Here is a 22,026-nt window from a genome sequence, read left to right on the forward strand (position 1 = left end):
AGTAAGATGAAACGACTTCATGTGCATGTCAGTGTCGACGACCTCGCGGTGTCGAAGGCCTTCTACAGCGCCCTGTTCGGCACCGAGCCGGTCGTCGAGAAGAACGACTACGCCAAATGGATGGTCGATGATCCCCGGGTCAATTTTGCCATTTCCAGCAAGCCGGACCGGCGTTCCGGCCTGAACCACCTGGGCATCCAGGCCGAGAATGAGGCCGAGCTCGACACCCTTCACGCGGCGCTGGGTGCGGCCAACATCGCCACCCACACCGAGACCTGCGCCCGGTGCTGCTACGCCGAGAGCGACAAGCACTGGGCCGTCGATCCGGACGGTATCGTATGGGAAACCTACCGCACCATGGGCGCGATCGCCGTCTACGGCGAAGACCGGGGTGAAGGCGTCGATCCGCTCGTGAAGCCGGGCGAGCCGGTCACGCCGTAGCGGACGGGACCGGAGGTCACGGTCCTCGTCGGCGGGGGCTGTGCCTTCCGGATGACCACAGGTCCGCTGCCCCCCTGAGTCAGCGGGCCAGGGCACACGGCATGTCGGCCGCCCCGGGCCGCCCTGTCGCCCGTCGCCCGTCGGGGCGGCGGGCTAGGTCTCGCGGCGGCCGCGCGGGCCGGTGCCGGTGCCGTGCTTGCCGATGCTCTCCCAGACCGGCGGCGCGGCCTTGTGGACATACTGTTCCGAGACCATCCAGCCCTTGAACGGTCGCAGCGTGGCCAGACACATCAGGGTCAGCAGGGGCAGGGTGACGACCAGATGCACCCAGATCGGCGGATGGGCCATGAAGTCGAAGGCCATAAGGGCCACCATGCCGATCACCCCGACCAGGGACATGACGAAGAAGGCCGGGCCGTCGGCCGGGTCGGCGAAGCTGTAGTCGAGGCCACAGGCCGGGCAGGACTCGCGGATGGTCAGATAACCGGTCAGAAGCGGCCCCTCGCCACAGCGGGGGCAGCGGCAGCGCAGGCCGGTCGACAGGGTGCTCAGGCGCGGAAAGGCAACATCGGTCATGGGACTGATGTCGGCCCGGCCTGCCGGGGTTACAAGCGTCGTCAGTGTCGCGGGGGCGGTGCCGGTGACCGGTGATCGGTCATCCTCCGTTAACCGCGATTAAAGGGCTTCACGCGAGTGTGCGCGCGTATGTCCGGGGTCTCATCCAGCAAGCGCATCCTCAGAACGACCGTGGCGGCTGCCGCGGCGAGTGCCGTGGTGCTGTCGCCGCTGGCTCCGCTGGCCGAGGAAATGGGCGCGGCGGTCGATCCCATCGATATTCGCGTCGGGGCCAATCCGCGCTTTACCCGCGTCGAATTCGCCGGGGTGATCGGGGCCCGGTCGCAGGTGCGGCGCGAGGGCCAGACGGTCATCGTCCGCATCGGAGCCACTGCCGCCCCGGATATCTCCCGTCTCCGGGTCGATCCGCCCAAGGGGGTCGAGAGCGTCGAGACCCGCTCGGTGCCGGGGGCGACCGAACTGGTGCTGACCCTGGCCGAGGGGGCCGATGCGCGCACCGGCAGCGCCGACGGGGCCGTGTGGTTGAACCTGTATGCGCCCGGCAAGGCCCCGCCGGCCGAGGCCGGGGCGCAAACCGCCGCCGCCGCCGCCATCCCCGTCACGGCGACCGCGACGGCGGACAAGGTCTCGCTGAATTTCGCCTGGACCCAGCCGGTCGGCGCGGCCGTGTTCCGTCGCGGTGCCGCGGTCTGGGTGGTGTTCGATACGGTCGCGCGGCTCGACATGACGGGGGCGCGGACCCTCGGACCGGCGACTGACGCGCGCTGGGCCGCCGGGGCCGACTATACGGCGGTGCGGATCGCCGCCCCCGAGGGTCTGCCGGTGTCGGTGGTCAGCGCGGGCTCGAGCTGGACGGTGGTGATCGGCGGCCAGCCGGTTGCGACCACCGGAGTCGAGGTGACGCGCGCGGACAGCGGCGATCTGGCCCTGGTCGTGCGGATGGCCGGGGCGACCCGGGCCGTCTGGCTGACCGATCCCCTGGTCGGTGACCGTTTCGCGGCCGTGACGGCCCTGGCCCCGGGCAAGGGTCTGTCCCAGCGTCGCCAGTCGGTTGACCTGACGCTGTTGCCGACGGCGCACGGACTGGCGATCGAGACCCCGACCGACGACCTGCGGGTTGCCGCCGACGGCGACCTGGTGTCGCTGACCCGGCCGGGCGGCCTGATCCTGTCGCCGCCTTCGGTGCTGCTGGGCGCGGCCGAGGTGAGCACCGGCGCGCCGCAGAAGGCCCGGTTCGCCGCCCTGATCCTGCCGGAGTGGAGCGACACCGGCCCGGGTGGGTTCGGGCCGCGTATGCGTGAGCTGCAGGATCGCGCCGCAGAGGAAGCCCAGGCTGCCGGCGACAATCCGCGCGCGCCGATCGAGGCCCGACTGGCCCTGGCCCGTTTCCTGGTCGCCTCGGGGCTGGGTTATGAGGCGATCGGCATTCTGAACGCCATTATCGACCAGGCCCCGAACATGGCTGGCGAGGCCGAGGTGCGGGGCCTGCGCGGCGCGGCGCGAACCTCGATCGGCCGTATTGAGGAGGCCCAGGCTGATTTCGCCGCGGGAGCCCTGGCCGGGGATCCCTCGGCGCGGGTCTGGCAGGGCTATATCGCTGCCCAGCAGGGCGACTGGGCCGAGGCCCGGCGCGGCTTCATCGCCGGGGCCTCGGTCATCGACAGCTTTCCTGAGGCCTGGCGGGCCCGTTTCGGGGCCGCCCATGCCCTGGCGGCGCTGGAGACTGGTGACCTCGAGGCCACCAAATCCCTGCTGGCCTACAGTTTCAGCCAGCCGGCGAGCGCGGCCGACCAGCTGACGGCGCGGCTGGTCCAGGCGCGGCTGTTCGAGCTGCAGGGCGAGGGCGACCGGGCCCTGGCCGTCTATAAGGCCGTGGCGCGGGCCCCGCTGGATGGAATCTCGACCCCGGCCAAACTGGCCGTGGTGCGGATGGAGCTGGCCCGGGGCACACTGAAGCCGGACGCCGCCGCCGATCAGCTGGAATCGCTGCGCTGGCGCTGGCGCGGTGATGCCACCGAACTGGCCGTGATCCGGCAGCTGGGCAGCCTGTATCTGTCGCAGGGCCTGTATCGCGAGGCCCTGACCGCCCTGCGTGGGGCCGGGACGCGGATGGCCGACCTGCCGGGTGCGACGGATCTGCAGATGGACCTGTCCAATGCCTTCCGCAGCCTGTTTCTCGAGGGTGGGGCCGACGGACTGCAGCCGATCCAGGCCCTGGGCCTGTTCTATGATTTCCGTGAACTGACCCCGGTCGGGGCCGACGGCGACGAGATGGTGCGCCGGCTGGCGCGGCGACTGGTCAATGTCGACCTGCTGGACCAGGCGGCCGAACTGCTGAAACACCAGGTCGACAACCGGCTGGAGGGGGTGGCCAAGGCCCAGGTCGCGACCGATCTGGCCACCGTCTATCTGATGGACCGGCAGGCCGAGAAGGCACTTCAGGCGATCTGGAGCTCGCGCACCACCCTGTTGCCCAATACCCTGAACGCCGAGCGCCGGGCGCTGGAAGCGCGGGCCCTGATGGATCTGGGCCGGTTCGATCATGCGCTGGAGGTGCTGGATCGTGATGCCACGCCGGCGGCCCAGGCGGTCCGGGCCGAGGTGTTCTGGAAACAGGAAAACTGGGCGGCGGCGGCCGCGGCCTATGACAAGAGTCTGGGCGAGCGCTGGAAAGATTCGAGCGTGCCGCTGACGCCCGGCGAGGAAAGCCTGCTGATCCGGGCCGGGGTCGGCTATTCGCTCGTTGATGACCAGGGAGCGCTGGCGCGGCTGTCACGGGACTATGCGCCGCTGGTGCCGGGGGCCCGGTCGGCCGGGGCCCTGCGCATCGCCCTGGCGGGACCCAACGGTGGCGATGTCGATCCGGCCGATATCGGCACGGCGGCCGGCGGGGCGGATACCTTCTCCGGATGGGTCACGGCGATGAAGGCCCAGTTCAGACAGCAGACGGGCGGGACCCGCACTGCTGCGACCCCCGCCCGTCCTCAAACCCAGGCTCCGGCACCGGCGGCCGCCGCGAGACCCGCAGCCGCCGCCTGACCGGAAACGATCCTAGCTGTTGACGGCGTCCTTGAGCGGCTTCGACACGCGGAAGCGCACGGCCTTGGAAGCAGCGATCTTGATGGTGGCACCGGTGGCCGGGTTGCGGCCTTCACGGGCGGCGCGGGCAGCGGTGTCGAAAACGCCCAGGTTGGAGATGCGGACGTCGCCGCCGCCCATCAGGCTTTTATGGATGTTCTTGACGATGGCTTCGAGCACGCGGCCGGCGTCGGCCTGCGAAACGTTGGCGTCCTTGGCGACGGCAGCGATGAGTTCAGCTTGTGTGGTCATGGGTCGTTTCCAAAAAAGGCCGCCCGATTTCCGGGCGAGACCGACCGATCAACACGTGTTTTGCCGTGCTTGGCAAGCGGTGCCTGTCGCGTGGGTCACTGAGGGTGGGGATTCAGCCCGTTCCTGAGGCCCTCTGGAAGCTCTCGACCAGGCTGCCGGCGACCAGTCGCCAACCATCGACGAGCACGAAGAAGATCAGTTTGAACGGCAAGGAAACCACCACGGGTGGAAGCATCATCATCCCCATGCTCATCAGCACGCTGGCGACCACGAGATCGATCACAAGGAACGGAACAAAAAGAAGAAATCCGATTTCGAAGGCGGTCTTCAGCTCGCTGATCATGAAGGCCGGGGTGACCACCCGCAGGGGCAGGTCGGGGGCTGCGGTATTGGCCTCCACCTGGCTCAGCCGGGTGAACAGGGCGAGGTCGTTGCGGTCCACCTGGGCGAGCATGAAAGTCTTCACAGGTTCGGATGCCGCATCGAAGGCCTGGGGCAGCTCCATCTGCTCATCCAGCAGGGGTCGGATGCCCGAATCATAGGCGTCCTGCCATGTCGGAGCCATGACGATGGCGCTCAGAAACAGGGCCAGGGAGACGAGAACGGCGTTCGGTGGCGACTGCTGCATGCCCAGGGCGGTGCGCAGCAGGGACAGGACCACGATGATTCGCACGAAGCTGGTGGTCATGATGACGATCGACGGGGCCAGCGACAGGACGGTCATCAGACCGACCAGCTGGACCACCCGGGTGGTCAGTCCGGCCCCGGTGCCGAGGTCGACATTGATGGCCGCACCGCTCTGGGCCGCCTCCTGGGCCAGGGCGGCCAACGGCCACAGCAGGCACAGGACCGTGGTCAGCAGCGACAGCAGGGCCGCGCGTTTGAACTCGGCCCGTGTCGGGACGGCGAACAGGGCCGGGCGCGGCGCGCGGACGGTCACGCCCCGGTCTCCGGCAGGGGCGGGGCGGGTTGGCGCGGCTCGATCAGCTCACGCCCCTCGCCCAGCAGGATCAGTCGTTCCTCGTCATCGACCCGGACCAGGACCAGGCGGCGGGCCGGATCCAGCACCAGGGTCTCGACGACGCGCAGGCGACGCTCGCCGCGCTCGGCGCTGATTCGGGCCATCAACTGGGGCGCATAGCGACGGGCGGCCCAGGCCGCGAGGCCGATGATCCCGAGGGTAAAGGCCAGGCCGAAGACGGCGCGGGCAAGGTCGAGGAAGTTCATTCAAATGGCCCTGCCGGCGACGCCTCCGCGATCGGGGGCCGGCGCATGGAGCCTTGCCGATCGTGGTTAACGGGTCGTTTAGATAACTCCGCGTTAACCATGCAGGCGGCATTTTCTGCCCATCTGAACGGGCGCGCCGCGTCTGACGGGAGGAAGCCATGGGCTTTTCCGACCTGCCCCTGCTGGACCAGATCAAGGGTCGCCTGTCCTGGCTGGACGAACGTCAGCGGGTCATTGCCCAGAATGTCGCCAACTCCGACACGCCGGGCTACGTCGGCCGCGATCTGAAGGCACCGACTGATTTTGCCGCCGCCCTGCGTGAGGGCGGGGCGCTGCAGATGACCCGGACCAGCGCGAATCACATCGCTCCGGCCGTGACCCAGAGCCGGTTCCACACCAGCGCCGCGCCCGATTCCGAGACCACGCTGGACGGCAATACCGTCGTGGTCGAGGAGCAGATGCTGAAGATGGCCGAGAGCCGGATGGCCTATGACGCCGCCATCAGCTTCTACCAGAAGTCGATGAACATGCTGCGGATGGCCGCCCGCGGGCCGGGTCGCTGACACCATGAGCGAGGATCAATAGATCATGCCAGAGCCCGTCGCCCGCAACAGCGCCATGGCCGTGGCTGCCTCGGCCCTGAAGGCCCAGCAGTCGCGGATGCGCGTCATCGCCGAGAATATCGCCAACGCCCAGTCCACCGCGACGACGGCGGGGGGCATGCCCTATCGCCGCCAGATCCCGGTGTTCGAGGCCCGCAATGTCGACGGGGCCACTGGCGTGACCCTGGCCGAGGTGCGGCCGGACCAGAGCGAGTTCCGCAAGGAATATGATCCGTCCCATCCGGCCGCTGACGCCGACGGCTATGTGCTGCGGCCCAACGTCAACAGCCTGGTCGAGGCGATGGATATGCGCGAGGCGCAGCGGGCCTATGAGGCCAACCTCAATGTCATCGAGACGGCGCGGTCGATGGACGCCCGCATCCTCGACCTGCTGAAGAAGTGAGGCGCTAGATGATCAATCCCATGATGGCGGCGCGCGCCTATTCCTCGGTGCAGGGCGGGGCCATGCCGACCGAACTGACCGGGGCGACGGGCGGAGCCGGCGCGGCCCAGGGGGCCGGTTTTTCAGACCTGCTGCAGAACGTCATGGGCGACCTGACCCAGTCGACCAAGGCGGCCGAGACGCAGATGGCCACCTCGGTGCAGGGCAAGGGCAGTCTGATCGACGTGGTCACCGCCGTGACCTCGGCGGAAGCCTCGCTGGAGACGGTGATGGCCGTCCGCGACCAGGTGATTCAGGCCTATCAGGAAATCATGCGGATGCCGATCTGACGATCGGTGGCCACTAGCCTTCCAGCGAGATGACCGGGCCGCCCAGCCGGACCGGCCGGGGCGAGCGTGCCTTGAGCCAGGCGCGGAAGCGGGTCTGGATCGGGTTGTCGATCCCGAAATGGAAGGCGAAGGCGAAGGCCACAGCGGCCACGATGCCCAGGCCCCACAGGCCCCACTGGGCCGCGACCGGAAGGTCGAAGCGGGCGATGGCGACATTGGCCACGCCGAACCAGGCGATGCGGACCACCTCATTGGTGATGAACATGGAGAAGGAGACCTGGGCGGCCTTCTCGACCCATTTCGACGGGCGTGGGGTCGGGATGGCCCCGGCGGCGAGGATGATCACCGCGATACAGGCCAGGGAGGCCAGGGCCTGTTTGTCGACCAGCTGGATGACGAACAGGGCCACCGCCGCGCCGATGCCGGCCCAGCGGGCCAGTCGGGGATCGATCCAGACCTTCTGCGCGAATCCGGCGAGGGCCATGCCGAGGACGAACAGGGGCAGGGCGCGGAAGAAGCCGTAGCGCAGCGGCATCTGATAGACGGGATAGTCGAGCAGGGCCCAGCACAGCTGGTTGGCCAGCAGATAGCCGCCGAGACCGAGGGCCAGGATCGACCATGGACCCAGCCGGGTCAGGCCGCGCAGGACCCACGGAAAGGCCAGGTAGCAGCCGATCAGGGCCGAGATCGACCAGGTCGGGGCGTTCCAGCCCAGGCCGCCGGGAATGCCGAAGGCCTGGACCAGCGCCAGCTGGGCCGGAAGCTGGTCCCACTGGAACCATTCGGGATTGCGGGGCGGGGCCCCGGCTGCCGTACCCAGAACCACCATGGCCACCAGGGCCAGGCCCATGATCAGGTGGGCGGGCCAGACCCGCAGCAGGCGTTTGAGAACGAAGTTGCCGGGCGACAGCGCGCCGCGCCCCAGGGCCGCGCCATAGACGCGCATCAGCACATAGCCGGAGTCGATCAGGAAGAAATTGGTGAGCAGGAATCCGCTGCGTTCGAACATCGGATGGACGCTCTCGGCCAGGGCGATCGGCCCCGCCCCCTGGAAATGGTGAAGGATGATCAGGGCGGCCACAATGAAACGCAGGGCGTCGAGCCACCCCCCGCGCGAGATCGGGAGTGTTTCATTGCGGGTCGAAACAGACGTCCAGGCCATCGGAAGGGCCTCCTTCGAGGTCAGTTCCGCAAGGACCGGGCCACAGGAGGGCGGGGTTAGGCCGCGGCGGAAAGCGCCAGGCGGCGGACGTTGACGGTCACCGCGCGAGTGAAGTCTACTGCCTTGTAGCCTCCCTCCTTCAGGGCCAGCGGTTCCATATTGGCCGTATCCAGGTCAGCGTAGGACAGCCAGGCCGAGGCGAAGTTCGAGCCGCGAAGATCGGCTTCGCCGAAGTCCGCCCCCCGCAGGTCCGCCCCCTCGAAGTTGGACCCCTGCAGCTGGGTGCCGCGGAAGCTGACGCCTGCGGCGATCGCGCCCCGAGCCGACAGGGCCGCCAGTGTTCGCCCGACCATGGCATTGCCGAGCACCCTGATGTCCATGCCGTCGAAATTGGCGGGCCGGCCTTTCCGGCCGCTGGTCATTCCCCACAGCTCGGCGGCATTCAGGGCCGCCAGCATGGCCGGTCGGGCCGCGAGGGCCGCGCCATCCGGGTCGAGCAGGCAACCCTCGAGACTGGACGACGGCAGGTTCAGCGCCCCGACATCGACGCCGGTCAGAACCGCCCCCCTGAAGGTGGTGCCGCTGACCTGGGCCCCGGTCAGGTCCGCGCCCTCGAGAATGGCCCCCGTGAACACCGCGCCGCGCAGGTTGGCCCCCCGGAGCCGGGCCCCCTTGAGGGAACAGTCCGAAAAATCGACACGACCGGCCTCGGCCTCGGACATGTCCACACCGTTCAGCGACGCCGACATTTCTGCAGGCCGTATCATCTGGAAATCGTCATGGGCGCTGGCGAGGAGGGCGCGCCGCATGTCGGCCCCGTCCAGCACGGCCCCGTTCAGCCGGGCCCCGCAGAGGTTGGCCCCGCGCAGGTCGGCATTGATGGCCTGGATCAGCGTCAGGTCGGCAAGGGAAAGATTGGCCCCGTAGAAGGAGGCGCGGGCGGCGCTGGCCTGCCTGAGGACCGCCCGGCCCAGATCGGCACCCGTGAAATCGGCGTCGTCGAGCAGACGCGCCGTCAGGTCTGCGCGGGACAGTTGCGCAAAGCGCAGCATGGCCCGCGTACCGCCGGCCTGCCGGCGAACAAAACGCTGATGATGCTGCAGTGCTGCCGCCAGCGCGGCAGGACTCATCAGCAGACGATGACGCGACGGTTGGGGCAGGGCCAAAGACGTTCCTCTTGAACGCCAGCCTGACAGGGGCGGACGAAGACCGCGTTAACGGGCACCGTGGAATCGGGCCGGGAACTAGCCTCGCACCAGACGCAGAAACTCCTCACGGGTGCGGGGATCATCGCGGACGACGCCGAGCAATGTGCTGGTCGTCAGGGTCGCTCCGGGTACATCGACGCCGCGCAGGGTCATGCAGCTGTGTTCGGCCTCGATAACCACGCCGACCCCGGCGGGGCGCAGGACCTCCTGGATGGCCTCGGCGATCTGGGCCGTCATCTTTTCCTGGATCTGCAGGCGTTTGGCATAGCCGCGGACGACCCGCGCCAGCTTGGAGATGCCGACGACCCGGTCCGTCGGCAGATAGCCGACATGGGCGACGCCGACGACCGGCAGCATGTGATGTTCGCAGAAGCTGACGAAGCGAATGTTCTTGAGCACGACCAGCTGATCGTAGCCGCCAACCTCCTCGAAGGTGCGTTCCAGATAGGCGCGCGGCTCGACCTCATAGCCGGAGAACAGTTCGCGATAGCTGCGGGCCACGCGGGCCGGCGTGTCGAGCAGGCCTTCGCGATCGGGGTTGTCGCCGGCCCAGCGGATCAGGGTGCGGACAGCGGCCTCGGCCTCGGACTGCAGGATGGCGGGTTCGGTCGACGAGTCGGTCATGCGGTCAGCCATAGGGGGGGATGTGACGAAAGGGGAGCGGTGCCGCTCAGATGATCGGTTGTGGACGGTCGCGGATCCATTGGGACAGCAACCATTTTTCGCCGCTGGTCGGCGGCAGACCGGCATGGAGGGTGCGCGGGTCGACGCGGCCGTCCGGGCGGACGTTGAAGAACAGCAGGGCGTCCCCCGTCTTGCCGCCGAAGCGCCAGTCCAGTTCCGGAAAGGCGGTCTCGCCGCCCGTATAGTCGGCGTTGAGATAGGTCAGGAAGGTCGCCTGGCGCTGGCCCTGCTGGGCCAGGGTCTCGGCCAGGGCCGGGGCTTCCGGGTTGAGAAAGTCGAAATGCGGCTCGTAGCGCTGGCCGATGTCGTAACGCAGGATATTGCAGGGTTCGAAGGTGGCGATGTCGAGGCCGGGGGCAGCGGCGGCCATGCGGGCCCGTATCAGGGCCAGAACCAGATCGGTGTCGATCAGGCTGAAGCCCGCGCCGCTGCCGGTGCGCATGCCGTCCGGCCGCCGGCCGCCCTTGTCGGCGTCATAGACCCGGGCCGGGACCAGACGTTCCCCGGCGCGACGGACGATCCAGTCGCACACGGCCGGGGGTGTGAAGCCCTCGAAGACCTGGATGCGTGGTGAGTCCGAAATCGTCCGGGCGACGGGCGGGGTCAGCCAGGCCTTGATGTCGATCGCCTTGCGGGCCCGGGCCCACAGGGCTGGTTCGGGGTCCGGACGGTCCGCGGCACCGGCGACCCCGTCATCGTCCGTCAGCAGCAGGAGTTGGGCGCGGGCGGAGGCCTCGCCGCGCTCGGCGGCCGTCTGCAGCCAGTCGAGGGCCGTGTCCCAGCTCTGCGGGCGACCGATGCCGACGGCGGCGAGGACGGCCAGGCGGGCCGCGGCCTCGGCATGGCCCAGCTCGGCGGCGCGGCCCAGAAGCACGGCCCCCTCGTTCGGCTGGAACGGAGCCGCGCGGCCGACCAGCAGCCGCGTCCCCAGCCAGGTCATGGAAGGGACGTGGCCCTGGCGAGCGGCCCGGTCCAGCCAGGACACGGCGATCTCGTGCCGGCCTTCGCGGTCAAAGACGCGCGACAGGGCGAATTGGGCGTCCCCGTCTCCGGCGACGGCGCGGCGGTGAATGTTCTCGGTATCCAGCGAACTCATGGGGCGGAGCCTTACCATCGGCTTTGGCGGAGCGCAGCGGATTTTGACGCCGCACCCCCGGGGGACGATTTGGGAATCCTGCCGCCAGACGCAGTTTCCTAACTCCGCATTAACCATGGTCCCGGCATTTTCTGCCCGGTATCGTTGGAGCTGAGAATGAACGGCGCGGAAGTTCTGGATGTCGGGCGTGATGCCCTCTGGCTGACGATCCAGCTGTGCGGTCCCATGCTGCTGGTCGCCCTGGTGGTCGGTGTCAGCATCGGTCTGTTCCAGGCCCTGACCCAGATCCAGGAGCAGACCCTGGTCTATGCCCCGAAAATCATGGCCATCTTCGTCTCCCTGCTGCTGTTCTTGCCGGTCATGGGCTCGCTGCTGGGCGGCTTCATGCGGACCATCGCCGCGCGCATCGCCGGGATGTGATCGCAAGGTGGAACCCTATGCCACCGCCGATCAGGTCTGGGCCGGCGGTCTGATCTTCGCGCGCATCGGCGCGATCATGATGATGATGCCCGGTTTCGGCGAAACCTATGTGCCGCCGCGCATCCGCCTGGCCCTGGCCCTGTCGGTATCGCTGGTGGTGTGGCCGGTCGTCGGCGGATTTCTGCCGGGCCTGCCCGCGACCATCGGCAGCATGGCCGGCTGGGTGCTGCGGGAGGTGATCACCGGTCTGATGATCGGTGGGCTGCTGCGGGCCTTCATGACCGCGCTGTCGACCGCCGGTGAGGTGGTGTCGATGCAGACCACGCTGAGCTTCGCCCAGACCGCCAGTCCGATGCAGGCGCAGCAGGGTTCCACGCTCGGAGCGTTTCTGATGCTGCTGGGCACGACCCTGATCTTCGCGACCAACACCCATCATCTGTTTATCGCCGGCCTGGTCGGGTCCTATGAGCTGATCGCGCCGGCACGGCCGCTGATCGTTGAGGATTTCGCCACCCTGGCCCTCCGCACCATCGCCGACAGTTTCGCCCTGGGAGTGCAGCTGGCGGCCCCGGTGATTGTCTTTGCCCTGGTCTTCAACATGGCGTCGGGTCTGGTGGCGCGCGTAATGCCCGCGTTCCAGATATTCTTCGTCGCCTCGCCGCTCAGTGTGATCCTGGGCCTGTCGATTTTCGCCCTGTCGCTGGGCGTGATCGGGACGGTCTTCATCGACCGCTACCGTATCCTGGCGCGAATCTTCGCGGGCTCAGCCGGTGGCTGACGCGCCCGATCCCGAGTCGAAAACAGAAGAGGCGACACCGCGAAAACTCGCGGACGCGCGAAAAAAGGGCGATTCTCCCAAATCCCCGGATGTCGCCTCGACCCTGAGCCTGATGGGGGCCACGGCGGTAATCATCATCAGCGGCGGCTGGTTCGCCGGCCGGCTGGCCGAGGACCTGCTGCCCTTCATCGCCCGGCCGCACGCCCTGATGGGGGCCCTCGACGCCGGCGGCGGGGCCGAGATCGGCTATCGCGCGGTCTGGGCCGCGGCCCCCTTCCTCGGGGCGGTAATGCTGGCCACCATCCTCGGCGGGGCCGGGGGCAACCTGGCCCAGTCGGGCCTGGTCTTCAGTGCCGAGAAGATGAAGCCGAAGCTGGAAAAACTGAGCCCGATCGCCGGGTTCAAGCGAATTTTCGGCCCCGATGGACTGATGCAGTTCGTGAAGACCTTCATCAAGCTGGTGGCGATCGGCGTCATCTGCTGGATGGTGCTGAAATCCCATTTCCGCGATTTCGAGACGATGGCGGCCCTGAGCCCGGCGGCCATCCTGCCGGCGGCACGCGACCTGGTGATCGCCCTGCTGTCGGCGGCCATGGTCTTCCTGGCCTTCACCGCGGGGGCTGACTACCTGTGGCAACGCTACCGGTTCGCCGAGCGGATGAAGATGTCCAAGGAAGAGCTGAAGGAAGACTACAAACAGGCGGAGGGCGACCCGCATGTGAAGGCCAAGCTCAAGCAGATCCGGGCCCAGAAGAGCCGGCAACGGATGATGCAGGCCGTGCCGACGGCCACGGTGATCGTGACCAACCCGACCCACTATTCGGTGGCCCTGCGCTATGAGCCGGACAAGGGCGACGGCGCGCCGATCTGCGTGGCCAAGGGCGTCGACGCCGTGGCCCTGCGCATCCGGGAGGTGGCGCGGGAGCACAAGGTACCGATCATCGAGAATGTGCCGCTGGCCCGGGCGCTGTATGCGGCGGTGGAGATCGACGAAACCATCCCGCGCGAGCATTTCGAGGCGGCCGCGCGGGTCATCGGCTTCGTCATGCAGGGGCGGAAGAAGCGCTAGAATGGAAAAGGCGTATGCTGCCGCCAGCGAATCGGCTCCGCGAGGCCCCATGCAGACCAAGAGTTGGCAGGCTCAGGCCCGTGCCCCGTTCGATCCCCTGCTCATTCTCATGGCCGTCGGATTCATCCTGGCGGTCGGGGCGATGGCCTATCCGGCCTTCCGGGCCAACCCTTACAGCGCGCCCGGTCTGATCCTGATCTTCACCGCCGTCGCGGTCGCCCTGATCGGCCTGTTCGCCTTCGGCCGCAGCGAGGCGCGCAAGCCGACCGGGGATGTCTGGGTCGAGATGCTGGATGCGCTGGGCGAACCGGCGGTCCTGGTCTGGACCAGTGGTCAGGTCCTGGCCTTCAACGGGGCCTGGGCCGAGGAGAACGGGGCCATGGTGGCCCTGCCCAAGGGGCGGTCGGTTTCGGCCCTTTATATGGCGTTCGCCCAGGCCCGCGAGGGGCAGCAGGCCCGGGCCATCGTCACCATCGGCGCGCGCGAGATCGAGGTCCTGATCAGTCATGCCGGTGGCGGGCGGTTCCTGGTTCGGGCCGCTCCCGAGGCGGTGCTGGGTCTGGCCCATGCCCCGGCGGTCCAGGTCGGCAGCGGCACCAGCGCCGGCGAGGGGCGGGCCATGGCAGCCGGCGCGCCGTTCGGCTCGGCGATGATCGCCCATGAGGACATCTTTTCGGGCCGGGTCGAGGAGCCCAATGCCGCCCTGGCCCTGCTGACCGGTCCGGCCTCGGCCCGCGATGCGGCCTTCGGCCATCTGTTCGAGCCCAACGGGGTGATCGAGGCCCGCTCCAAGCTGACGGCCGGGTCCAGCGGCCCGATCGAACTGGTGGCCCGGTCCCATCCGGACCGGATGCTGCATCTGTATGTGGCACCCGAGGGAGACAAGCGGCGGGTGTGGCTGTTTGACGTCTCGGCCCAGAAGTCGATGGAGCTGCAGCTCAGTCAGGCCCAGAAAATGCAGGCCGTCGGCCAGCTGGCCGGGGGCGTGGCCCACGATTTCAACAATCTTCTGACCGCCATCCAGCTGCAGCTCTCGGGCCTGCTGGAGCGGCACCCGGTGGGAGATCCGTCCTATGAGGGGCTGAACGAGATCCGCCAGACGGCGATCCGGGCCGCCGATCTTGTTCGCAAGCTGCTGGCCTTCTCGCGCAAGTCGACGGTGCGGCGCGAGCGGCTGGATCTGGGCGAACTGGTCGGGGAGTTCGCGGTGCTGCTGCGCCGCCTGCTGCGCGAGGATGTGCGTCTGGAGACCGATTACGGCCGCGACCTGCCGATCGTCCTGGCCGACAAGAGCCAGCTGGAGACGGCGGTGATGAACCTGGCCGTCAACGCCCGCGACGCGATGCGCGGCGTGGTCGAGCCGGGGGCCGGAGTGGTCACCATCCGCACGCGGCGTCTGACCGGCGACGAGGCCCGGGCCATGGGCTGGCTCGACGCCCCGGTCGAGGAGCTGGCCCTGATCGAGGTGTCGGACACCGGCACGGGCGTGCCGCCGGAAATCCTCGACAAGATCTTCGAACCCTTCTTCACCACCAAGGCGGTCAATGAGGGCACCGGCATGGGGCTGGCCACCGTCTACGGCATCGTCGAACAGGCCGGCGGCCACATCAATGTCGTCAATCTGGACGGGGCGGGGGCAGCCTTCCGCATCTTCCTGCCGGCCGCCGCCGAGGCCGAACTGGCCGAGGTCGCCCCGGTCGAGGTCAAGATCAAGACGCCGCGCGACCTGTCGGGGGCCGGCCGGATCCTGTTCGTCGAGGACGAGGCCGCCGTGCGTGGCATTGCCGCCAAATTGCTGCGTCAGCGCGGCTATGAGGTGATCGAGGCCGCTGATGGCGAGGAGGCCCTGATCCTGGCCGAGGAATGGGCCGGCAAGATCGATATGATGATTTCGGACGTGATCATGCCGGGTCTGGACGGACCCAGCCTGCTGAAGAAGGCGCGGCAGTATCTGGGCGATGCGCCGGTGATGTTTATCTCGGGCTATGCCGAGAGCGATTTTTCGGACCTGCTCCAGGACGAGGCCGGGGTGTCCTTCCTGCCCAAGCCGCTGGACATCAAGATCCTGGCCGAGCGGGTGAAGCAGGAATTGCGCGGCGAATAGGCCTGCGGAATTCGTGTCCCCCTGCGGACATTGCCTATGTTTCACTTGCAGCCGCGGCATTCCCCGCTTCTTTTGCGCCACACCTTTTCGGAGACCAGTGTCATGATCGATCGTCGCCGCCTGCTTCTTTCCGCCGTCGCCGGGGTCGCCCTGGCGGGACCCGCCGGAGCCGCCCTGGCCCGGGTCGCCTCGCCCGGTTCCGATCCCGCCGAGGCCGCCCGGCTGAACGGCATTCTCGATGCGATGTTCGCGATGGTCCTGGCCAAATCGGCCATGGCCGCCACCTATATGGGCCTGGACAAGGGACCCAATGCCGCCGCCAAGGCGCGCCTGGACATGCTGACGCCGACCGATATCGCCGAGCGGGAAGCCTTCAGCCGTGACTTCACCGCCCAGCTCCAGACCATCGATGCGTCCAAGCTGGCCGGGATGGATGCGGTCAATCTGGCGACCGTCCTGTATGACGGTGAGACGACCAATGTCGGCCTCGATCACTTTCGTTTCGGCAACACCGGGTCACCCAATCCCTACCGGATCAGCCAGCTGGGCGGATCCTATCGCGACATCCCGGACTTCCTCGACACCATGCATTCGATCGAGACCGAGGCCGATGCCGAGGCCTATCTGTCGCGGCTCGATGCGTTCGGCGACCTGCTGGACCAGGAAACCGGTCTGGTCCGCGCCGACATGGCCATGGGGATCGTGCCGCCCGACTTCGTCATCGACCGCACCCTGACGCAGATGAATGCCGGACTTGAGGCCGCTCCGGCCGAATCCGGCCTGGTGACCTCCCTGACGCGCCGCGCCGGCGAGGCGGGACTCGAGGGGGACTGGGCCGCCCGGGCCACGGCCATCGTCAGCGACAAGGTCTATCCGGCCCTGCGCCGGCAGGTCGCCCTCTTCGAAGGCGCGCGCCCGACGGCCCGCCATGACGCCGGGGTCTGGGCCCTGCCGAACGCCGACGGGTATTATGAATACGGCATCCGCAACTACACCACGACCCGGTTGACCGGGGCCGAGGTCCATCAGCTGGGTCTGAGCCAGGTGGCCGAGATCACCGCCGCGGCCGACGCCATCCTGAAGGCCGAGGGGATGACCGAGGGCACGGTGGGCGCGCGTCTGGCCGCGATGGCCAAGGATGCACGCTTCATCTATCCGAACACCGACGCCGGCAAGCAGCAGCTGCTGGACGAGCTGAACGTGCAGATGGCCGCCATGCAGGCGCGGCTGCCCGACTATTTCGGCATCCTGCCCAAGGCCTCTGTCGATATCCGGCGCGTCCCGCCGGCGATCGAGGCCGGTGCGCCCGGCGGCTATTATCAGGGTCCGAGCCTGGATGGTTCGCGCCCCGGTGCCTATTACATCAACCTGCGCGACACGGCGGAATGGCCGAAATGGACCCTGCCGACCCTCACCTATCACGAGGCGATTCCGGGTCACCATCTGCAGATCACCCTGTCGACCGAGGCCCAGGGCATTCCGACCATCCGCAAGCTGATCGGCTTCTCGGCCTATTCGGAAGGCTGGGCCCTGTATTCCGAACAGCTGGCCGACGAGATGGGCGTGTATCAGAACGACCCGTGGGGCCGTCTGGGCTATCTGCAGAGCCTGCTGTTCCGGGCCACCCGGCTGGTGGTCGACTCCGGCCTGCACCACAATCGCTGGAGCCGCGAACAGGCGATCCAGTACATGGTTGCCACCCTGGGCGACCAGGAATCGAGCGTCACCACCGAGGTCGAACGCTACTGCGTCTGGCCGGGCCAGGCCTCCAGCTACAAGGTCGGGCACACCGAATGGGTGCGGCTGCGCGAGGAGGCCAAGGCGCAGCTGGGCGACCGGTTCGACATCAAGGGCTTCCATGACACGGCCCTGGCTTCCGGCGGGATGCCGCTGGAAGTGCTGAAGACGGTGGTCGGTGAATGGGTGCAAAGCCGGATGGCCTGACAGTCGGGCGGCGCTCGGTCTTGCTATTGACCGCGTTGGGGCGTGCTATCGGCGCGTTCCATACGGAGTTGAGCCATGATCGATCGCCGCCGCCTCCTGCAGACCGTCTTCGCCACGAGCGCCCTGGCCCCGCTGGGAGTCTTTTCGGCCACCCTGGCGGCGACACCCGACGCAGGGGAGGCCGCCGCTCTGGTGGCGGACATCGGCGAGGCGGCCGTGGACGGCAACCCGCAGCTGGCAACCAATCTGGGTCTGGACAGTGGGGCGCGGGCGGGGCTCAAGGCCCGACTGGCCCCGCGGGGTATTGAGGCCCGCAACGCCGCCATCACCCGCAACAGCGAATGGCTGACCAAGATCCGGGCCATCGACGGCTCCGACCTGATCGGTCAGGACGAGGTCAGTTTCGGGGTCGTCAAATTCCAGGCGGAGACCCTGGATGAGGCCCGTGGCTTCGGCTACGGCGATTTCGGCTTCGTCGACGCCGCTGCCTTTCCGATCCAGCCCTATACGCTCAGCCAGTTGACCGGGACCTACCAGTTCCTGCCCGACTTCCTCGCCACCCAGCACACGATCGAGACGACGGCGGACGCCGAGGCCTATCTGTCGCGCCTGTCGGCCATGGCCAAGGTGATGGACCAGGAGACGGAGTCGGTCCAGGCTGATGCTGGCAAGGGGGTAATCCCGCCCGACTTTATCATCCGCAAGACCCTGGTGCAGATGCGGTCGCTACGGGCCCCGGCCGCCGCCGAGGCGGGGATGACCACCAGTCTCGCCCAGCGCGCCGCCGCGAAAGGCCTCGACGGGGACTGGTCCGGCCGGGCCGCGCGGATCGTCGGGGACGAAGTCTATCCGGCCCTCGACCGTCAGATCGCCCTGATGGAAGACCTGCTGCCCAAGGCCGTCTCGAACGCCGGGATCTGGGACCTGCCGGACGGGGCCGCCTACTATGCCACGGCCCTGAAATTGATGACCACAACCGATCTGGATCCAGACACCATCCATGCGATGGGGCTGGAGCAGTCCAGGGCCATTCTTGAGCGGATGGACGGTATCCTGAAGGCCCAGGGGATGGTTGAGGGCACCGTCGGGGCCCGGATGGCGGCCCTCGGAAAGGATCCGCGCTTCCTCTATCCGAACACCGAGGCGGGCAAGGCGCAGATCCTGACCGATCTGAATGCCCAGATCGTCGAGATGCAGGCGCGGCTTCCGGCCTATTTCGGCCGCCTGCCCAAGGCCGGCGTCGAGGTCCGCCGCGTGCCGCCGGCGATCGAGGCCGGTGCCCCCGGCGGCTATGCCGTGTCCCCCAGCCTCGATGGCTCGCGCCCCGGGGCCTATTACATCAATCTGCGTGACACGGCGGAATGGCCGAAATGGTCGCTGCCGACCCTGACCTACCACGAGGCGCTGCCAGGTCATCACCTGCAGGGGACGCTGGCGATCGAGAACGAGACGCTGCCGTTGATCTCGAAGGCCCTGTACTTCAGCGCCTATGGCGAGGGCTGGGCCCTGTATTCAGAGCAGCTGGCCGACGAGATGGGGGTCTATGCCAACGACCTCTTCGGGGAGCTGGGCTATCTGCAGAGCCTGTTGTTCCGGGCCTCGCGGCTGGTCGCCGACACCGGCCTGCACCACAAGCGCTGGAGCCGCGAACAGGCGATCCGCTACATGGTCGACACCGGCGGTGACGAGGAGAGCTCGATCGCCTCGGAGGTCGAACGCTACTGTGTCTGGCCGGGTCAGGCCTGCAGCTACAAGATCGGCCATACGGAATGGGTGCGGCTGCGCGAGGACGCCCGGGCCCAGCTGGGCGACCGGTTCGACATCCGCGGATTCCATGATGCCACCCTGGCCGCCGGCGGCATGCCGATCGCTGTGCTGCAGACGGTGGTCGCCGACTGGGTCGCCTCCCGACGGGGCTGACCCCGTCGGGACTGACCTTTTCGGGTCCGTTCAGCGCGTGCGCCAGGTCGTGGGCCAGTAGTCCGAGACCATGCCCCAGCATTCTTCCATATGTTGTTCGGTCTTCAGAGCGAAGGCGCGCCCGGTCCAGACCCAGGCGCTGGCCGTGCCGCAATCGCCCAGGCCCCGGCCCTTTTCGAAGGAGTCGAGGATGCGGGTTGCGGGATCGAACTGGCCATTGATCACATCAAAGGTCGAACCGTCCGAGGTCGGGAAGCTTACCGGCTGCGGATTGGTCCCGCCGACGCCGGTCGTGAAATACCGGTAGCCCATGTTATAAGCGCCGCCGAAGCAGGGAACGCCCCAGAGTTCGGTATCCGTGGCGAGACGGGCCACGGTGAAGGCGGTGCTGAGGTATTCGTTGTCCGCCACGTCGGCCTGACAGGACCGGGCCGCCGGCATGGCGGCGACGGCCGCAGGCAGGGGGGGCGACCGCGTATCGCCATTGGCGTCCCGGGACCCGTATTGCTCAAATCCCTGCTGGCTGACGGCGGCTGCGGCCACGACGAGGGGCAGGGCGGGGGCGGCGGTGACCGCCGAGGCCGGCCGGTCTCCCTTGCGGACCACGGCGGTCACGGTGTCGAGCCGGCCCTGGCGCTCGTCGATCCAGAGCAGGGCGGCTGAGGCCCCCGTGACCGACAGGTCAAGGCTGACATCCCCGGCGCTGATGGTCAGGGCACGGGAATTGGGCAGGCGGGTGAGGAAGTCCGCTGCGTCGGCGTCGGACAGGACAAAGGCGGCCGTGTCGGGTGCGCCCGCGGCTGCGGCGTAGGTCTTGCCGTCCAGCTTGACCGTCAGGGGCCCGGGGATGTCGCTGCCCGAATCTCCACGCAGACCGAAGACCACGCCGGGACGGGCGGTCGCGCCCGGCTCGCGGGTGACCCGGATCCAGCCGCCGGTCCCGGCGGTCGACGGACCAAAGGCGGCGCAGACATTGCCGTTGTCGCACTGGGCCCGCCAGTCGCGGAACGACCGCGCCTCGGGACTGACGGCCGGGCCAGCGGCCGCGGTCGCCTGCGACGGGTCGAGGTCCGTATCGATGGCCGGGCCCGCGACGCTCTTGTCGCCACAGGCACCGAGCAGAAGCGCCGCGGCGCAGATCATGAGTCGATTCATTGGATTCCCCGTTTGCACCGGTGTTGATACCTGCGCGGTGTCGGGGGCGTGCGCGCCACCCGCGCGCAGAATACTGCCGGTTTTTGAAACCTACACCCTTCAGAGGGGCGAACCGGCCCTTATTCTGGTGGTGGAATAATTATACTTCTCAAAGGTTTGATCGGCTGTTGCTGGAAGCAATGATGCGGGGCCGTGCGGTCACCGGCCTTGGTGGACGGGCGGCGGGACCCGGGACCGGATTGCGCGTCCGCCCGCCAGACCTTTCGCCATCGGTCCGGCCTCGCTATACCGCCGCCAACCCGACACTCCAGACAACGAACAGAGGCGCTTCATGGCCAAGATCAAGGTCGCCAATCCCATCGTGGACATCGACGGCGACGAAATGACCCGGATCATCTGGCAGATGATCAAGGACAAGCTGGTCTTCCCTTTCCTGGACCTCGAACTCGACTATTATGACCTGGGCATGGAGCACCGCGACGCCACCGACGACCAGGTGACGATCGACGCGGCCCACGCCATCCAGAAGCACGGCGTCGGCGTCAAATGCGCCACCATCACCCCCGATGAGGCCCGGGTGACCGAGTTCGGTCTGAAGAAGATGTGGAAGTCGCCCAACGGCACCATCCGCAACATCCTCGGCGGCGTGGTCTTCCGTGAGCCGATCATCTGCTCGAACGTGCCGCGGCTGGTGCCCGGCTGGACCCAGCCGATCGTGGTCGGCCGTCACGCCTTCGGCGACCAGTACAAGGCCACCGACTTCCTGGTCCCCGGTCCCGGCAAGCTGACGATGAAATTCGAAGGCGACGACGGCCAGGTCATCGAGCACGAGGTGTTCCAGTACCCGTCGTCCGGCGTGGCCATGGGCATGTACAACCTCGATGACTCGATCACCGAGTTTGCCCGCGCCAGCCTGGCCTTCGGCCTGCAGCGCAATTTCCCGGTCTATCTGTCGACCAAGAACACGATCCTGAAAGCCTATGACGGCCGCTTCAAGGACATCTTCCAGAAGGTGTTCGACGAGGAGTTCGCCGACAAGTTCAAGGCCGCCGGCCTGACCTACGAGCACCGTCTGATCGACGACATGGTGGCCGCGGCCATCAAATGGTCGGGCGGCTTCGTCTGGGCGTGCAAGAACTATGACGGCGACGTCCAGTCCGACGTCGTGGCCCAGGGCTTCGGCTCGCTGGGTCTGATGACCTCGGTGCTGATGACCCCGGACGGCAAGATCCTGGAATCGGAAGCGGCCCACGGCACGGTCACGCGCCACTATCGCCAGCACCAGAAGGGCGAGGCCACCTCGACCAACTCGATCGCCTCGATCTACGCCTGGACGCGTGGCTTCAGCCATCGCGGCAAGCTGGACGGCAACCAGCCCCTGATCGATTTCGCCAACACCCTGGAGCGGGTCATCGTCGAGACCGTCGAGGCCGGTTACATGACCAAGGACCTGGCCCTGCTGGTCGGCGATCAGCAGAGCTGGCTGACCACCGAAGGCTTTATCGACAAGGTGGCCGAGAACCTGACTAGGGCGATGGCTTCCTAGCAGGGTGCCATGCTCGCGACGCGGTCGCTCGC

21 protein-coding genes are annotated in these 22,026 nt (G+C 67.8%); 12 read left to right on the forward strand and 9 right to left on the reverse strand.

Annotated features, from left to right (window positions below):
- The first annotated feature begins 6 nt into the window (after positions 1-6).
- Positions 7-441, forward strand: coding sequence for an ArsI/CadI family heavy metal resistance metalloenzyme (locus PSV00_RS07290; RefSeq protein ID WP_300445852.1), 435 nt, complete (start codon positions 7-9; stop codon positions 439-441).
- Between the two features lie 153 nt (positions 442-594).
- Here the strand turns inward: PSV00_RS07290 and PSV00_RS07295 are convergent, their stop codons facing one another.
- Positions 595-1,017: a DUF983 domain-containing protein gene (locus tag PSV00_RS07295; RefSeq protein ID WP_300445853.1), complete on the reverse strand. Its 423-nt coding sequence runs from the start codon at positions 1,015-1,017 to the stop codon at positions 595-597.
- Between the two features lie 171 nt (positions 1,018-1,188).
- On the opposite strand from PSV00_RS07295, the gene PSV00_RS07300 reads away from it, so the two are divergent.
- Positions 1,189-4,056 (forward strand): hypothetical protein, encoded by a 2,868-nt coding sequence (locus PSV00_RS07300; protein WP_300445854.1) that lies wholly within the window; start codon positions 1,189-1,191, stop codon positions 4,054-4,056.
- 12 nt (positions 4,057-4,068) lie between these two features.
- On the opposite strand, the gene PSV00_RS07305 is transcribed toward PSV00_RS07300, so the two are convergent.
- The 3 genes from PSV00_RS07305 to PSV00_RS07315 all read right to left on the reverse strand — a co-directional run bounded on the left by PSV00_RS07305 (position 4,069) and on the right by PSV00_RS07315 (position 5,574).
- A complete protein-coding gene (locus PSV00_RS07305; RefSeq protein WP_300445855.1) occupies positions 4,069-4,347 on the reverse strand; it encodes an HU family DNA-binding protein in 279 nt (92 codons plus the stop codon).
- A gap of 112 nt (positions 4,348-4,459) precedes the next feature.
- On the reverse strand, positions 4,460-5,260 hold the full coding sequence (gene fliP / locus PSV00_RS07310) for a flagellar type III secretion system pore protein FliP (RefSeq protein WP_300445943.1): 801 nt from the start codon (positions 5,258-5,260) through the stop codon (positions 4,460-4,462).
- A 23-nt stretch (positions 5,261-5,283) separates the two neighbouring features.
- Entirely contained in the window at positions 5,284-5,574 is a 291-nt protein-coding gene (locus tag PSV00_RS07315) for a flagellar biosynthetic protein FliO (protein ID WP_300445856.1), read from the reverse strand.
- A gap of 158 nt (positions 5,575-5,732) precedes the next feature.
- Between PSV00_RS07315 and flgB the strand changes: the two genes are divergently transcribed.
- From flgB to fliE, 3 genes are read left to right on the forward strand one after another with little or no spacing between them, the layout of a single operon-like run.
- Positions 5,733-6,137 (forward strand): flagellar basal body rod protein FlgB, encoded by a 405-nt coding sequence (gene flgB / locus PSV00_RS07320; RefSeq protein ID WP_300445857.1) that lies wholly within the window; start codon positions 5,733-5,735, stop codon positions 6,135-6,137.
- A 25-nt stretch (positions 6,138-6,162) separates the two neighbouring features.
- Complete coding sequence (gene flgC, locus PSV00_RS07325) at positions 6,163-6,579, forward strand: flagellar basal body rod protein FlgC (protein ID WP_300445858.1); 417 nt, start codon at positions 6,163-6,165, stop codon at positions 6,577-6,579.
- A gap of 8 nt (positions 6,580-6,587) precedes the next feature.
- On the forward strand, positions 6,588-6,908 hold the full coding sequence (fliE, locus tag PSV00_RS07330; protein WP_300445859.1) for a flagellar hook-basal body complex protein FliE: 321 nt from the start codon (positions 6,588-6,590) through the stop codon (positions 6,906-6,908).
- A gap of 13 nt (positions 6,909-6,921) precedes the next feature.
- Here the strand turns inward: fliE and PSV00_RS07335 are convergent, their stop codons facing one another.
- From PSV00_RS07335 to PSV00_RS07350, 4 genes are all read right to left on the reverse strand, one after another.
- The gene (locus PSV00_RS07335) at positions 6,922-8,070 is read right to left on the reverse strand and encodes an acyltransferase (protein WP_300445860.1); all 1,149 of its coding nucleotides are present in this window, start codon (positions 8,068-8,070) and stop codon (positions 6,922-6,924) included.
- 56 nt (positions 8,071-8,126) lie between these two features.
- Entirely contained in the window at positions 8,127-9,236 is a 1,110-nt protein-coding gene (locus PSV00_RS07340; protein WP_300445861.1) for a pentapeptide repeat-containing protein, read from the reverse strand.
- Positions 9,237-9,314: 78 nt separating this feature from the next.
- Positions 9,315-9,902, reverse strand: a complete 588-nt coding sequence (gene folE, locus PSV00_RS07345) for a GTP cyclohydrolase I FolE (protein ID WP_300445862.1) — start codon at positions 9,900-9,902, stop codon at positions 9,315-9,317.
- Positions 9,903-9,948: 46 nt separating this feature from the next.
- Complete coding sequence (locus tag PSV00_RS07350; protein ID WP_300445863.1) at positions 9,949-11,058, reverse strand: 2OG-Fe(II) oxygenase; 1,110 nt, start codon at positions 11,056-11,058, stop codon at positions 9,949-9,951.
- A gap of 156 nt (positions 11,059-11,214) precedes the next feature.
- Between PSV00_RS07350 and fliQ the strand changes: the two genes are divergently transcribed.
- The 6 genes from fliQ to PSV00_RS07380 all read left to right on the forward strand — a co-directional run bounded on the left by fliQ (position 11,215) and on the right by PSV00_RS07380 (position 19,293).
- A complete protein-coding gene (gene fliQ / locus PSV00_RS07355; protein ID WP_300445864.1) occupies positions 11,215-11,478 on the forward strand; it encodes a flagellar biosynthesis protein FliQ in 264 nt (87 codons plus the stop codon).
- Between the two features lie 7 nt (positions 11,479-11,485).
- Positions 11,486-12,256: a flagellar biosynthetic protein FliR gene (gene fliR / locus PSV00_RS07360; protein ID WP_300445865.1), complete on the forward strand. Its 771-nt coding sequence runs from the start codon at positions 11,486-11,488 to the stop codon at positions 12,254-12,256.
- Positions 12,249-13,325 carry a flagellar biosynthesis protein FlhB gene (gene flhB / locus PSV00_RS07365; protein WP_300445866.1) on the forward strand — a complete coding sequence of 359 codons (1,077 nt, stop codon included), beginning with the start codon at positions 12,249-12,251 and terminating at the stop codon, positions 13,323-13,325. The genes fliR and flhB overlap by 8 nt, the downstream gene beginning before the upstream one ends.
- A gap of 49 nt (positions 13,326-13,374) precedes the next feature.
- Positions 13,375-15,429: a cell cycle histidine kinase CckA gene (gene cckA / locus PSV00_RS07370; protein WP_300445867.1), complete on the forward strand. Its 2,055-nt coding sequence runs from the start codon at positions 13,375-13,377 to the stop codon at positions 15,427-15,429.
- 102 nt (positions 15,430-15,531) lie between these two features.
- On the forward strand, positions 15,532-17,373 hold the full coding sequence (locus PSV00_RS07375; protein WP_300445868.1) for a DUF885 family protein: 1,842 nt from the start codon (positions 15,532-15,534) through the stop codon (positions 17,371-17,373).
- A 75-nt stretch (positions 17,374-17,448) separates the two neighbouring features.
- Positions 17,449-19,293 carry a DUF885 family protein gene (locus PSV00_RS07380; RefSeq protein WP_300445869.1) on the forward strand — a complete coding sequence of 615 codons (1,845 nt, stop codon included), beginning with the start codon at positions 17,449-17,451 and terminating at the stop codon, positions 19,291-19,293.
- Positions 19,294-19,323: 30 nt separating this feature from the next.
- Here PSV00_RS07380 and PSV00_RS07385 read toward each other — a convergent pair whose 3' ends face one another.
- Complete coding sequence (locus tag PSV00_RS07385; RefSeq protein ID WP_300445870.1) at positions 19,324-20,448, reverse strand: DUF1176 domain-containing protein; 1,125 nt, start codon at positions 20,446-20,448, stop codon at positions 19,324-19,326.
- A 331-nt stretch (positions 20,449-20,779) separates the two neighbouring features.
- Between PSV00_RS07385 and PSV00_RS07390 the strand changes: the two genes are divergently transcribed.
- On the forward strand, positions 20,780-21,994 hold the full coding sequence (locus PSV00_RS07390; protein WP_300445871.1) for an NADP-dependent isocitrate dehydrogenase: 1,215 nt from the start codon (positions 20,780-20,782) through the stop codon (positions 21,992-21,994).
- Positions 21,995-22,026: the final 32 nt, after the last annotated feature.

It is taken from the genome of Brevundimonas sp., from assembly GCF_029945885.1.
Classification (GTDB): domain Bacteria; phylum Pseudomonadota; class Alphaproteobacteria; order Caulobacterales; family Caulobacteraceae; genus Brevundimonas.

Coding starts and splice junctions, on each gene's coding strand:
- PSV00_RS07290 (WP_300445852.1), top strand. CDS start 7: ATGAAACGACTTCATGTGCATGTCAGTGTCGACGACCTCGCGGTGTCG.
- PSV00_RS07295 (WP_300445853.1), bottom strand. CDS start 1,017: ATGACCGATGTTGCCTTTCCGCGCCTGAGCACCCTGTCGACCGGCCTG.
- PSV00_RS07305 (WP_300445855.1), bottom strand. CDS start 4,347: ATGACCACACAAGCTGAACTCATCGCTGCCGTCGCCAAGGACGCCAAC.
- PSV00_RS07315 (WP_300445856.1), bottom strand. CDS start 5,574: ATGAACTTCCTCGACCTTGCCCGCGCCGTCTTCGGCCTGGCCTTTACC.
- flgB (WP_300445857.1), top strand. CDS start 5,733: ATGGGCTTTTCCGACCTGCCCCTGCTGGACCAGATCAAGGGTCGCCTG.
- flgC (WP_300445858.1), top strand. CDS start 6,163: ATGCCAGAGCCCGTCGCCCGCAACAGCGCCATGGCCGTGGCTGCCTCG.
- fliE (WP_300445859.1), top strand. CDS start 6,588: ATGATCAATCCCATGATGGCGGCGCGCGCCTATTCCTCGGTGCAGGGC.
- PSV00_RS07335 (WP_300445860.1), bottom strand. CDS start 8,070: ATGGCCTGGACGTCTGTTTCGACCCGCAATGAAACACTCCCGATCTCG.
- folE (WP_300445862.1), bottom strand. CDS start 9,902: ATGACCGACTCGTCGACCGAACCCGCCATCCTGCAGTCCGAGGCCGAG.
- PSV00_RS07350 (WP_300445863.1), bottom strand. CDS start 11,058: ATGAGTTCGCTGGATACCGAGAACATTCACCGCCGCGCCGTCGCCGGA.
- fliQ (WP_300445864.1), top strand. CDS start 11,215: ATGAACGGCGCGGAAGTTCTGGATGTCGGGCGTGATGCCCTCTGGCTG.
- cckA (WP_300445867.1), top strand. CDS start 13,375: ATGCAGACCAAGAGTTGGCAGGCTCAGGCCCGTGCCCCGTTCGATCCC.
- PSV00_RS07375 (WP_300445868.1), top strand. CDS start 15,532: ATGATCGATCGTCGCCGCCTGCTTCTTTCCGCCGTCGCCGGGGTCGCC.
- PSV00_RS07380 (WP_300445869.1), top strand. CDS start 17,449: ATGATCGATCGCCGCCGCCTCCTGCAGACCGTCTTCGCCACGAGCGCC.
- PSV00_RS07385 (WP_300445870.1), bottom strand. CDS start 20,448: ATGAATCGACTCATGATCTGCGCCGCGGCGCTTCTGCTCGGTGCCTGT.
- PSV00_RS07390 (WP_300445871.1), top strand. CDS start 20,780: ATGGCCAAGATCAAGGTCGCCAATCCCATCGTGGACATCGACGGCGAC.